This is a genomic window from Paractinoplanes ferrugineus (assembly GCF_016862195.1).
Taxonomy (GTDB): domain Bacteria; phylum Actinomycetota; class Actinomycetes; order Mycobacteriales; family Micromonosporaceae; genus Actinoplanes; species Actinoplanes ferrugineus.
In genome coordinates, this window is sequence record NZ_BOMM01000052.1 from 1 (window position 1) to 11,792 (window position 11,792).

Consider the following 11,792-nt stretch of genomic DNA (forward strand, 5'->3'; position numbering starts at 1 on the left):
TGACCGCGGCGGGTTCCGTGGTGGAGATCGTGACCGCACCGGGTTCCAGGGTGGCGGTGACCGCGGTGGGTTCCGCGGTGGCGACCGGGACCGTGGTGGTTACCAGGGTGGCGGCGACCGCGGTGGTTTCCGGGGCGGCGACCGGCCGCAGGGCGACCGCGGCGGGTTCCGTCCGCAGGGTGACCGGCCGCAGGGCGACCGCGGTGGGTTCCGCGGTGGCGACCGAGACCGTACTGGCTTCCAGGGTGGCGGCGACCGCGGTGGCTTCCGTGGTGGGGATCGGCCGCAGGGCGACCGCGGCGGGTACCGTCCGCAGGGTGACCGGCCGCAGGGTGACCGCGGCGGCTTCCGGGGTGGCGACCGGCCGCAGGGTGACCGTGGCGGCTTCCGCAGCGGTGGCGACCGGCCGCAGGGCGACCGTGGCGGTTACCAGGGTGGCGGCGACCGTGGCGGCTTCCGCAGTGGTGGCGACCGGCCGCAGGGCGACCGTGGTGGTTACCGCGGCGACCGCGACCAGACTGGGCCGCGCAGCAGCTTCCAGGGCGACCGTGGTGGATACCGCGGGGACCGGCCGCAGGGTGACCGGCCGCAGGGTGACCGCGGTGGGTTCCGTGGTGGCGACCGGCCGCAGGGTGACCGTGGCGGTTACCAGGGCGGCGGCGATCGCGGCGGCTTCCGCAGCGGCGGGGACCGTGGTGGTTACCAGGGTGGCGGCAACCGTGGGGGATACCAGAGCGGTGGCGACCGTGGTGGTTACCAGGGTGGCGGGGACCGTGGCGGCTACCAGGGTGGCGGCGACCGGGGTGGCTACCAGGACCGGGGCGGGTTCCGGGGGGACCAGGACCGGAACTACCGGGACCGGGAGGACGTGCGTGACGGGCAGGGCGGCGGCGAGGAGCTGCAGCCTCAGTTCAAGGCGCCGGAGATTCCCGCGGAGGTCGTGGCGACCGACCTCGACCAGGAAGTACGCGCCGAGCTGATCTCGCTGGCCCGGGACGCCGCCGACACCGTCGCGCGGCACCTGGTGGCAGCTGGTCAGGTCATCGACGAGGACTCCGAGCTGGCGCTGCAGCACGCGATCGCGGCTCGGCGGATCGCGTCGCGGATCGCGGTCGTGCGCGAGGCTGTCGGCCTGGCGGCTTACGCGGCCGGGGACTGGACGACGGCGATCGCCGAACTGCGTACCTATCACCGCATGACCGGACGTCAGACGCACCTGGCCGAGATCGCCGACAGCGAGCGGGCGCTCGGCCGCCCGGAGCGGGCGATCGACCTCTACCGGGGTGCCGACATGGAGACCCTCGAGAAGGACGGCGCGATCGAACTGCTCATCGTGGCCGCCGGTGCGCGTGGCGACCTCGGTCAGCACGACGCCGCGGTGGCGATGCTGCAGGTGCGCGAGCTGACCGCGGACGAGGACGCCGACTGGGCGGCACGGCTGCGGTACGCGTACGCCGATGCGCTGCTCGCGGCGGACCGCCGTGAGGAAGCCCGGGAGTGGTTCTCGCGGGCGGCCGCCGTCGACGACGAGCAGCTCACCAACGCCACCGAGCGTCTCCTCGAACTCGACGGCATCACCATCGAGGGTGACGACGAGGACGAGGAAGAGGCCGAGGCGGCCGACACCGACGTCAACACCGATCCGGCGCGGGCCGAGGCCGGCGACGAGGACGACGACCTCGATGACGAGCCGACCGATCGCGCCGCCGGTCTGCCGGCCGACGACGACGAGGACGACCTCGACGAGGACGATGACCTCGCGGACGACGAGCTCAGGGACGACCTCGAGAACGACGCCCCGGAGGGCGACGACGACGAGGACGAGCAGGCCGAAGTCCCCGCCACGAAGAGCGCGGATGCCGTGAAGGACGCGGATGTGGTGAAGAGCGCGGATGCCGTCAAGAGCGCGGATGCGGTGAAGGCGGACGGCGAGAAGGTCGAGGGTGACGAGTTCGTCGCCGAGGCCGGGAAGCGTCCGCAGGAGTGAGCGGCGAGCTGGTCGACGGCTACGACCTGGTCATTTTCGACCTGGACGGGGTCATCTTTCTCATCGACAGGCCGATCCCGGGTGCGCCCGAGGCCGTCGACCGGCTGCGTTCTGAGGGCACTCCGGTGGCGTACGCGACAAATAACGCATCCCGTCGCGCGCCGGAGGTCGCTGCCCTGCTCAACGGCATGGGTGTTCCGGCGGCGCCGGCCGAGGTTCTCAACTCGGCCGGCGCCGCCGCGGCTCTGCTCGCCAAGCGATTTCCCGCCGGTTCGCCGGTGCTTGTCGTCGGTGCCGAGGCGCTGGTCGCCGAGGTACGTGCGGCGGGTCTGACGCCCGTCTCCGGCGCCGAGGACGAGCCGGTGGCGGTGGTTCAGGGCTACGGGCCCGAGGTCGGTTGGAAGATCCTCGCCGAGGCGGCGCTCGCGGTGCGCGCCGGCGCGGTGTGGGTGGCCACGAACACCGACCGCACGCTGCCGAGTCCGCGCGGTCCGCTGCCTGGTAACGGTTCGCTGGTGGCGGTTCTCCGCACGGCGCTGGACCGGGATCCCGACGTGGTGGTGGGCAAGCCGGAACCGGGGCTGTTCACCACGGCGGCGGCGCTGTCCGGTGCGAAGCGTCCACTCGTGGTCGGTGACCGGCTGGACACCGACATCCAGGGCGCGGTCGGCGCCGGCATGGACAGCCTGCTCGTGCTCACCGGGGTGAGCGGTCCGGCCGACCTGTTGGCGGCCCCGCCGGAGCGACGTCCCACCTACGTGGCGGCCGACCTGAGCGGTTTGTTCCGGCCGGCCGACGAGGCCCGCCTGCCGACGAAAGCCGGCGGCGAAGCGGCACCCGGTCAAGGGGCCGGCGGCCAAGCGGTGGAAGCCGGGGGCTGGCGGTTGGCCGGGACGCGGCTGTCGGGAGCGGGGGATCCGGTGGCGGCGTTGCTGCTGCTGTGCGGGGCGGCGTGGGACGGCGTACCCGGCAAAGCGATCGAAGGCGCCTCGCCGGAAGCCACCGATATGCTGAAAAAGTGGGACCTTTAGGGCTTAACGGAAGTTGCCGCCCGAGTCGGTGTGAAAGCCGATGATCGGGGTATGCCGTCCGCCCTCGACAATCTTCCGCGCGGTGCACGCCTGTCCGACGCGTCGTGGCAGGCTCGCCACCGGATCGTGACCGGGCTGCTCTGGCTGCATGTGCCCGCGTTCCTGCTGCTCGGCGTCCTCGGGCCGCGGTCCACCGCGGAGGCGGTCCTGCTGCCGCTGGCCATCGCCGCGATCGCCGCCGGTCAGCGGATGCTGCCGACCATGAAAGCCCGGTCGACGCTTACCAGCGTCGGGCTGATCGGGTGCACGTTCGTGGCGATCGAGCTGTCCGGCGGCAGCATGTCGACGCACATCCACCTGTACGCGATCCTCATCTTCGTGGCGCTCTACCAGCAGTGGTCGCCGCTGATCGCGTCGGTGCTGGTCGTGCTCGTGCATCACGGGGTGCTCGGGTTGATGAACCCGGAGCGGGTCTTCGGCATGCATCTCATGTCGACCGGGGCGGCGCTCGAGCAGGTCGCGTTGCATGCCGGTCTGGCCACCCTGGAGGTCGTCGGTATCGTGATCTTCTGGCACTTCGCCGAGGTGGCCGAGCGGGAGAACGAGCAGCTCGCGGCGGATGCCGAGGGGGCGCGCCGGGCCACCGAGCGGTCCGAGCTGGCGGCCCGGGAGCAGGCCGAGGCCGATCTTCGGCGGCGCTCCGAGGAGACCGCCGAGGCCGCCCGCAAGATCACCGAGGACGTCCACCTGATAAGCGTCGAGGCGCACGCCGCGATCCGGGCGGTCGCCGCCGTCGACGGCAAGCTGGGCGAGCTGACCGGTTCGGTGCGTGACATCGCGGAGCGTTCCGGGCAGGCGGCCGGCACCGCGTCGAGCGGGATGGACGCGGCCGCCTCGGCCGGCGACAAGGTGCGTGCGCTGGAACGGTCGGTCGCCGAGATCGCCGACGTCAACGCGCTGATCGCGTCGCTGGCCGACCAGACCAACCTGCTCGCGCTCAACGCCACCATCGAGGCGGCCCGCGCCGGTGAGATCGGCAAGGGTTTCGCGGTGGTCGCCAGTGAGGTGAAGGACCTGGCCCGGGAGACCGCCACCTCGGTGGAGCGGGTCAGCCAGGTGATCACCGCGATCGTGGCCGAGACCGACGACGTGGCGCAGACGTTCGCGACCACGGCCCGGTCGGTGGGCGAGATCCATGAGGGGCAGATGACGATCGCGCAGGCGGTCGAGGAGCAGGCCCGGGTGCTGACCGAGGTGACCGAGCAGCTGGGCGAGGCCACCCAGGCCGCCGATCACGTGCTGGCCGGCCTCGACCGGCTCACCTCGGCCTAGAGCAGTTTCCGCAGTTTCAGCAGGTCGAACGGGTTGGCCTTGATCGACACCTGGCGGGACGCGATCGCCTTGGTCACGTCGAGCCGGCCGGCGATCAGGGCGATCAGGTCGTCGCTCGCGGCGATCAGCGCGATCTTGGCCTTGGGGTCGTCGCCGTCGGCGATGTCGACGAGCAGACCGCCGTCGAGCCGGGCGTGGAAGGCCGTCTCCAGGTCGGTGACCCGGCACGCCAGGGTGCGGTCGAGGTCGAGCCGGCCGCGTGCGCCGGCATTGCGTTCGAGCCGCGCGGCCAGGTCGAACAGCGCCTGCCGGCAATCGTCCACGGTGGCCATCGGACAACCTTTCCTCGCGACACCGTCCGCCGTACCGCACCGTACCCCAGAAGGTGCGCGAACCGCCCGGTAGCGTGGCACCCGACGTCGCACACGGGAGATACGGAGGAGCGGACATGCCGGACGCATGGCGGGCGTACCTGGAAATGGCGCTCGGACTGACCGAAGCACCTCGCAAGCGCGCCCAGAAGGTGGTGGGCGACCTGGTCAACCGGGGCGGAGCCACCGCGGGGCAGCTGCAGGGCCTGGTGGAGGACCTGGTGTCGGCGGGCATGGCCAACCGGGAGGCCCTGACCAACATCGTGCGGTACGAGGTGGACCGCGCGCTCGGCGTCGTCGGTCTGGCCACGGCCGAGGAGGTCGACGAGCTCACCAAGCGGGTGCGTGACCTGGAGACGCAGCTGCGGGCGGCCGAGGCGGGGGCCAAGGCCACCGTCACCGAGCGGGCCGACGAGCCCACCGAGGGCGGCACCCGGATCGAGCGTCCGGCGCCGCTGCCCCGCAAGGTGGCGAAGAAGGCCGTGGCCAAGGCGGCGCCGCCCACCCCGAACGCGATGCCGTCCGCGGGGACCACGCCCGCGACGCCGGCCACCAACGTTCCGCCGGCCAAGAAGACGGTGGCCAAGAAGGCCGTGAAGAAGGCCCCTGGTCTCGGTGCCTCGCCGGTCGCCGCGGTGAAGGAGGCGGCCGAGGCGGTCGAGCTGCCGCCGGTGGTCGTGTCGCCGGTCGACCCGGCACCCGCTCAGGCCACGGTCGACGCCGCGCCGGTGCGGAAGGCCGCCCCGAAGAAGGCGCCGGCCAAGAAGCTTGACCCGGCCAAGAAGGTGGATCCGGCCAAGAAGCTCGACCCGGCCGGAAAGGCGGAACCGGCGAAGAAGGCGGCCGCCCGCAAGGCGCCGGCGAAGAAGGTGGCGCCGCCGTCGTTCAGCTCGCCGCAGATGCCGCCGGCCCCGTCCTTCCCGTCGGAAACCCCGGAGGCCTGAGGTCATGACCTTCCCGCACTCGCCGCAGCCGGGGCCGCGCCCCGGCCCACCACCCGGTGGTTTCCGGCCGGGACCCCCGCCGGCGGCTCCGATCGACAGCCCGCGGGTGTACGCGGAGAGCACCGCACCCACCGAGCGCCGGATCGTCGAGGAGACCGGGCATCCGGCGGTGGACGCCGTGCTGCGGTCGCTGGCCAACGCGGCCCAGTTGGCGCCGGGTGAGCAGATCGCCGCCTACGAGGCCGCGCACCAGGTGTTCCAGGAAACCCTGTCGAGCATCGAGGGTTGATGGCCCGCCGAGCACGACTCGACGCCGAACTGGTGCGTCGCAAGCTGGCCCGGTCCCGGGAACAGGCCGCCGCCCTGGTCGAGGCGGGCCGGGTGCAGGTGCGTGGAACGGTCGCCCGCAAGGTGGCCGCCATGATCGACCCGGCCGACCCGGTGCTGGTCACCGGCGCGGACCCGGCGACGGAGTACGTGTCGCGGGGCGGGCACAAGCTGTTCGGGGCGCTGGCCGCGTTCGGTCCGCGGGGGCTGGCCGTCGAGGGGCGGCGCTGCCTGGACGCGGGCGCCTCCACCGGCGGGTTCACCGATGTGCTGCTGCGGGCCGGCGCCCGCCAGGTGGTGGCGGTGGACGTCGGTTACGGGCAACTGGCCTGGCCGATCCGTACCGACGAGCGGGTCGTGGTCCTGGAACGGACGAACGTGCGGACGCTGACGCCGGCGCTCATCGAGGGGACCGTCGACCTCACTGTGGCGGATCTCTCCTTCATCTCGCTGCGGCTCGTGCTGCCCGCGCTCGCCGAGTGCACGGCCGCCGACGGCGATCTCGCGCTGATGGTGAAACCGCAGTTCGAAGTGGGCAAGGAACGCGTGGGCGCCGGTGGCGTGGTGCGCGACTGGCAGTTGCGGGCCGAGGCGGTCGCCGATGTCGCGCAGGCCGCCGCCGAGCTGGGCCTGGGTGTTGCCGGGGTGACCGCGTCGCCGCTTCCGGGTCCGAGCGGGAACGTCGAGTTCTTCGTCTGGTTCCGCCGGGACGCGCCGCCCGCCGATCGTGCGGAGATCGACCGAGTGGTCGCCGCCGGGCCATCGGGGGATGTAGTTTCTGGCGAGCCGTCCCCGGCCGCCCCCATGGAGGTTGAATGATGCGCTCGGCCTTGCTGGTCACTCACACCGGGCGGCGGCAGAGCATGCAGCACGCGCAGACCGTGGTCCGCGACCTGACCGCCGCGGGCTTCGAGGTGCGGGTGGTCGCCGAGGAGGTCGCCGACCTCGACCTGCCCGAGGAGGTCACGCCGGTCAGCGGGCTCGCGGCGGCCGAGGGTGTCGAGATCGTGCTGGCGCTGGGCGGTGACGGCACGTTCCTGCGGGCCGCCGAGCTGGCCCGGCCGGTGAAGGCGCCGCTGCTCGGCATCAACCTGGGCCACGTCGGCTTCCTGGCCGAGGCCGAGGTCACCGACATCGACCAGGCCGTGCAGGAGATCATCGGCGGGACGTACAAGGTGGACGAGCGGCTCACGCTCGACGTCCGGGCCGAATACGAAGGACGCCTCATCGCCGACTCGTGGGCGCTCAACGAGGTGAGCGTCGAGAAGGGGCAGCGGGCGCAGATGCTCGAGCTGCTGGTCGACGTGGACGGCCGGCCGCTGGCCCGCTACGGCTGTGACGGTGTCGTGTGTGCGACCCCGACCGGTTCGACGGCGTACGCGTTCTCGGCCGGCGGTCCGGTGGTCTGGCCCGGGGTGGAGGCGCTGCTGCTGGTGCCGATCAGCGCGCACGCCCTGTTCTCCAAGCCGCTGGTGACCGCGCCGACGTCGTCGTTCGTGCTGACCGTCGACCCGTACACGTCGTTCGCGGTGCTGTGCTGCGACGGCCGCCGGACCTGGGATCTGCCGCCGGGCGCGAAGGTCACGGTGGAGCGCGGGCAGCTTCCGGTACGCCTCGTTCGTCTCGCTCCGAAACCGTTCACTGACACTCTGGTGGCCAAGTTCGCCCTGCCGGTCGAGGGCTGGCGAGGCAATCGACGTTGATCAGCAGTTTTCCGTAGGGGCTCGGACCAGCGGACCGGTTCAGTTCCGGGGCGACCGCGCTGGGCAATTGTCGGTGGGTCCCGATACTGTCTGCGTCGTGCTGGAGGAGTTGCGTATCACCGGGCTCGGCGTCATCGACGACACGACGCTGAAGCTCACGTCGGGCATGAACGTCATCACCGGTGAGACCGGTGCTGGCAAGACCATGGTCGTGACCGGCCTCGGGCTGCTGTTCGGCGGCCGGGCCGACGCCGGCCGGGTGCGTGCCGACCCGGGCCGGGCCGTGGTCGAGGGCCGGCTGCGGCTGGGCGGCCCGCTCGCCGACGCGATCACCCAGCGGATCACCGAGGCCGGCGCCGAGGTCGACGACGACGGCTCGGTGCTGCTGAGCCGCACCGTCACCATCGAGGGCCGGTCCCGCGCGCACGTCGGTGGCCGCAGCATGCCGGTCGCGATGCTGTCCGAGGTGGGCGATCAGGTGCTCGCCGTGCACGGCCAGTCCGACCAGTTGCGTCTGCTGCGCCCGGCCGAGCAGCGGGCCTCCCTCGACCGGTTCGCCGGACCCGAGCACGAGAAGCTCCTGGAGACCTATCGCGAGGCGTTCGCGCGCTGGCGCGCCGTGGTCGAGGACCTGGCCGACCGGCGCCGCAACGCCCGCGCCCGCTCGCAGGAGGCCGACCTGCTCAAGCTCGGCCTCGACGAGATCAGCCGGGTCGACCCGCAGCCCGGCGAGGAGGAGGAGCTGCGCGCCGAGGTGCAGCGCCTCGAGCACGCCGAGGGGCTGCGCGTCGCCGCCGCCACCGCCGCTCAGGCCCTCGCCGGCGGCGCCGAGAGCACCGAGGACATCCCCGACGCCACCCAGCTGCTCGGCACCGCCCGGCGCACCCTGGAGGCGCAGGCCGCGGTCGACCAGTCCCTGGTCGATCTGGCCGCCCGGCTGGAGGAGGCGGCCACCCTGATCGGTGACGTGTCGTCGGAGCTGTCGGCCTATCTGATGTCGCTCGACGCCGACCCGGCCCGCCTCGAGCAGATCTACGAGCGGCGGGCCGCCCTGCGCGGCCTGACCCGCAAATACGCCGACGACATCGACGGTGTGATCGCCTGGGCCACCAACGCGCGGGATCGGCTGGCCGTGCTGGACAGCTCCGACGAGCTGCTCGACGAGCTGGACCGGGAGCGGCAGCGTCTCGCCGCCCAGGTGGGTGAGTTCGCCGCCCGGCTGACCACGGCCCGGGCCGAGGCGGCCGTCCGCTTCGCCGAGGCGGTGAGCGTCGAGCTGGCCGGCTTGGCCATGCCGCACGCCCGGGTCGAGGTGGCGGTCATCGCGCGCACCCCCGGCAAGGACGAGCCCACCGTCGCCCACGACGGCGCCGAGCTCCCGGTCGGTCCGGACGGCGCCGACGAGGTGGAGCTGCGGCTGCTCGCCCACCCCGGGGCCCCGTCGCTGCCGCTGCAGAAGGGCGCGTCGGGCGGTGAGCTGTCCCGGGTCATGCTCGCCATCGAGGTCGTCTTCGCCGGCGCCGGTGGTCCCGAGACGCTCGTCTTCGACGAGGTCGACTCCGGGGTCGGCGGCACCGCCGCGGTCGAGATCGGCAAGCGGCTGGCCCGGCTGGCCCGCAAGCACCAGGTCCTCGTCGTCACCCACCTGCCGCAGGTGGCCGCGTTCGCCGATCGGCACCTGGTGGTCGCCAAGGACACCGGCGGTGCCATCACCACCAGCGGGGTGCGTATCGTCGAGGAAACCGAACGCGCTCGCGAGCTGTCCCGCATGCTGGCCGGCCTGCCCGATTCCGACCTGGGCATCGCGCACGCCGAGGAGCTGCTGGCCGTCGCCGGCCGGGAGAAGCGGGGCTGATCACCGGGTCAGCACGGGGGACTGGCGGGGCGTTTTGCCCCATTTTTGTGGGTGAGGCTGCGCATGTCGCGTACGAGACGGGTGTTTCGTCGTGTCAGGATGACCAGGATGCGACTTCCCACCCTTCGACGTGCCCGGAGCCTCGACCCTGAGGCGATCACCGGCACCGCCCGCCTCGACCGGCGCACCAAACGGCTGACCGGGCGGTTGCGCCCCGGCGACATCGCCGTTATCGATCACGTCGACATCGACCGGGTCGCGGCCGACGCCCTGGTCGCGGCGGGGGTGGCGGTGGTGCTCAACGCCAAGCCGTCGATCTCCGGCCGTTATCCCAATCTCGGCCCCGAGGTCCTGATCAAGAACGGCGTCCTGCTCGTCGACGACCTCGGCGAGGAGGTCTTCGAGCGCCTCCACGAGGGCGACCTGGTCACCGTCGAGGGCGACACCGTCCTGCTCGCGGGTGAACCGGTGGCCTCCGGGGTGCGGCAGGACGCCGACACCGTGGCGGGCTCGATGGCCGACGCCCGCGAGGGTCTGTCGGTGCAGCTCGAGGCGTTCGCCGCGAACACCATGGATTACCTCAAGCAGGAGCGTGACCTGCTCCTCGACGGCGTCGGTGTGCCCGACGTGCAGACCAAGATCGCCGGTCGGCACGTGCTGATCGTGGTGCGTGGCTACGACTACAAGGACGACCTGGACGTCCTGCGGCCGTACATCCACGAATACAAGCCGGTGCTGATCGGGGTCGACGGCGGCGCGGACGCGCTCGTCGAGAACGGCTACACGCCCGACATGATCATCGGGGACATGGACTCGGTCACCGACGACGTGCTGCGCTGCGGTGCCGAGGTGGTCGTGCACGCCTACCCCGACGGACGGGCCCCCGGCCTCGAGCGGGTGCACAAGCTCGACGTCGCCGCGCTCACCTTCCCGGCCGCCGCCACCAGCGAAGACCTCGCGATGCTGCTCGCCGACGAGAAGGGGGCCACCCTGATCGTCGCCGTCGGCACCCACGCCAACCTGGTGGAGTTCCTCGACAAGGGCCGCGGCGGCATGGCCTCCACCTTCCTCACCCGGCTCAAGGTCGGCGGCAAGCTCGTCGACGCCAAGGGCGTGAGCCGGCTCTACCGGCAGAACATCTCCGGCTCGGCGCTGCTGCTCCTGGTGCTCTCGGCGATCGCGGCGATGGCCTCGGCCGTCGCTGTCTCCACGGTCGGCAAGGCGTACCTGACCGTGGTCTCCGAGTGGTGGGACAATCTGGTTTTCCAGCTGGGACACCTCTTCTAGAAGCTCCGAGGCTTGTCGTGATCAACTTTCGGTACCACGTGGTGTCGCTCACCGCCGTCTTCCTCGCCCTGGCGCTGGGTCTGGTCGTCGGCACCACCGCCCTCAACGGGCCGGTGGCCGACAACCTGAAGAACCAGATCTCCGCGCTCAACAAGGACCTGGGCAACAAGCGCGACCAGATCAACCAGTACCGCGACGAGATCAACAAGAACCAGGACTTCGCCACCGAGATCGCGCCGTTCTACCTGGCCGGCAAGCTCGCCAACCGCAAGCTCGTGGTGATCGCGCTGCCCGGCACGAACGACTACGCCGACGGCGTCATCGGGATGCTGAAGATCGCCGGCGCCACGGTCACCGCCAAGGTCACGGTGCAGGACAAGTTCTTCGACCCCAGCTCGAACATCGAACTGCTCGACCTGGCCGGCCAGTCGTCGCAGCCGACGATCAGCGGCGAGGGGTTGCCGCTCAACAGCGACGCCGTCGAGACCGCCAGTGCGCAGCTCGCGTCGGCCCTGCTGCAGCACGCCACCGGCATCCAGCCGGCCGCCAACGACGTGACGGCGCTGCTCACCGCGTACACCAAGGGAAGCTATATCGCGGCCGACAAGACCGCGCTCGGCGGCGCCGAAGGTGCCGTGATCGTCAGCGGCGAGCCCTACACCGACAAGGACGCGGCCAAGAAGAGCCAGTCGATGGCGACCATGGCCAACCAGTTCAGCAAGGTCAAGCCGCTGGTCGTGGCGGGTGCCAGTGTCGGCGACGGCAACCTGATCTCGGCCGTGCGGGGCGACCCGAAGCTGGTCAAGGAGATCTCCACGGTGGACAACGCGAGCACCGTGCAGGGCCAGGTCGCGACCGCGATCGTCACCTCCGAGCGGCTGGTGCAGGGCAAGACCGGCCAGTACGGTCTGGCCGCCGGCGCCTCGTCGCTGGTGCCGAAGGGCGAGAGCTGACC

At 71.9% G+C, this 11,792-nt stretch carries 11 protein-coding genes and 1 pseudogene; 10 read left to right on the forward strand and 2 right to left on the reverse strand.

Translation table 11 applies throughout. The features are described from left to right. A pseudogene (locus Afe05nite_RS29435) lies at positions 1 to 1,021 on the reverse strand (hypothetical protein); the annotation flags it as partial. 3 nt (positions 1,022 to 1,024) lie between these two features. Between Afe05nite_RS29435 and Afe05nite_RS29440 the strand changes: the two are divergent. Genes Afe05nite_RS29440 through Afe05nite_RS29450 form a run of 3 tightly spaced genes read left to right on the forward strand, consistent with a single transcriptional unit; the run spans position 1,025 to position 4,350 of the window. Further along, positions 1,025 to 1,987, forward strand: a complete 963-nt coding sequence (locus tag Afe05nite_RS29440) for a Replicase polyprotein 1ab (RefSeq protein ID WP_203820688.1) — start codon at positions 1,025 to 1,027, stop codon at positions 1,985 to 1,987. Continuing rightward, entirely contained in the window at positions 1,984 to 3,018 is a 1,035-nt protein-coding gene (locus Afe05nite_RS29445; protein WP_203820502.1) for an HAD-IIA family hydrolase, read from the forward strand. Before Afe05nite_RS29440 ends, Afe05nite_RS29445 begins: the two co-directional genes overlap by 4 nt. A 51-nt stretch (positions 3,019 to 3,069) precedes the next feature. Beyond that, the gene (locus Afe05nite_RS29450; RefSeq protein WP_203820503.1) at positions 3,070 to 4,350 is read left to right on the forward strand and encodes a methyl-accepting chemotaxis protein; all 1,281 of its coding nucleotides are present in this window, start codon (positions 3,070 to 3,072) and stop codon (positions 4,348 to 4,350) included. Here the strand turns inward: Afe05nite_RS29450 and Afe05nite_RS29455 are convergent. Then, on the reverse strand, positions 4,347 to 4,682 hold the full coding sequence (locus Afe05nite_RS29455) for an SCP2 sterol-binding domain-containing protein (protein ID WP_203820504.1): 336 nt from the start codon (positions 4,680 to 4,682) through the stop codon (positions 4,347 to 4,349). The genes Afe05nite_RS29450 and Afe05nite_RS29455 overlap by 4 nt on opposite strands. A 116-nt stretch (positions 4,683 to 4,798) precedes the next feature. On the opposite strand from Afe05nite_RS29455, the gene Afe05nite_RS44100 reads away from it, so the two are divergent. The 7 genes from Afe05nite_RS44100 (at position 4,799) to Afe05nite_RS29490 (ending at position 11,790) form a co-directional block, all read left to right on the forward strand. Then, positions 4,799 to 5,665 (forward strand): phasin family protein, encoded by an 867-nt coding sequence (locus Afe05nite_RS44100; RefSeq protein WP_239118281.1) that lies wholly within the window; start codon positions 4,799 to 4,801, stop codon positions 5,663 to 5,665. A 4-nt stretch (positions 5,666 to 5,669) separates the two neighbouring features. After that, positions 5,670 to 5,954, forward strand: a complete 285-nt coding sequence (locus tag Afe05nite_RS44105) for a hypothetical protein (RefSeq protein ID WP_239118282.1) — start codon at positions 5,670 to 5,672, stop codon at positions 5,952 to 5,954. Then, positions 5,954 to 6,811: a TlyA family RNA methyltransferase gene (locus tag Afe05nite_RS29470; protein ID WP_203820505.1), complete on the forward strand. Its 858-nt coding sequence runs from the start codon at positions 5,954 to 5,956 to the stop codon at positions 6,809 to 6,811. Before Afe05nite_RS44105 ends, Afe05nite_RS29470 begins: the two co-directional genes overlap by 1 nt. Next, entirely contained in the window at positions 6,808 to 7,695 is an 888-nt protein-coding gene (locus Afe05nite_RS29475; protein ID WP_203820506.1) for an NAD kinase, read from the forward strand. The genes Afe05nite_RS29470 and Afe05nite_RS29475 overlap by 4 nt, the downstream gene beginning before the upstream one ends. 97 nt (positions 7,696 to 7,792) lie before the next feature. Beyond that, a complete protein-coding gene (recN, locus tag Afe05nite_RS29480; RefSeq protein WP_203820507.1) occupies positions 7,793 to 9,550 on the forward strand; it encodes a DNA repair protein RecN in 1,758 nt (585 codons plus the stop codon). 108 nt (positions 9,551 to 9,658) lie between these two features. After that, positions 9,659 to 10,837: a putative cytokinetic ring protein SteA gene (steA, locus tag Afe05nite_RS29485; RefSeq protein WP_203820508.1), complete on the forward strand. Its 1,179-nt coding sequence runs from the start codon at positions 9,659 to 9,661 to the stop codon at positions 10,835 to 10,837. A 17-nt stretch (positions 10,838 to 10,854) separates the two neighbouring features. Further along, positions 10,855 to 11,790 (forward strand): copper transporter, encoded by a 936-nt coding sequence (locus Afe05nite_RS29490; protein WP_203820509.1) that lies wholly within the window; start codon positions 10,855 to 10,857, stop codon positions 11,788 to 11,790. Positions 11,791 to 11,792: the final 2 nt, after the last annotated feature.

What these genes read in the sequence shown, in the direction of transcription:
- Afe05nite_RS29450 (WP_203820503.1), top strand. Translation starts at nt 3,070, where the DNA reads ATGCCGTCCGCCCTCGACAATCTTCCGCGCGGTGCACGCCTGTCCGAC.
- Afe05nite_RS29455 (WP_203820504.1), bottom strand. Translation starts at nt 4,682, where the DNA reads ATGGCCACCGTGGACGATTGCCGGCAGGCGCTGTTCGACCTGGCCGCG.
- Afe05nite_RS44100 (WP_239118281.1), top strand. Translation starts at nt 4,799, where the DNA reads ATGCCGGACGCATGGCGGGCGTACCTGGAAATGGCGCTCGGACTGACC.
- Afe05nite_RS44105 (WP_239118282.1), top strand. Translation starts at nt 5,670, where the DNA reads ATGACCTTCCCGCACTCGCCGCAGCCGGGGCCGCGCCCCGGCCCACCA.
- Afe05nite_RS29470 (WP_203820505.1), top strand. Translation starts at nt 5,954, where the DNA reads ATGGCCCGCCGAGCACGACTCGACGCCGAACTGGTGCGTCGCAAGCTG.
- Afe05nite_RS29475 (WP_203820506.1), top strand. Translation starts at nt 6,808, where the DNA reads ATGATGCGCTCGGCCTTGCTGGTCACTCACACCGGGCGGCGGCAGAGC.
- steA (WP_203820508.1), top strand. Translation starts at nt 9,659, where the DNA reads ATGCGACTTCCCACCCTTCGACGTGCCCGGAGCCTCGACCCTGAGGCG.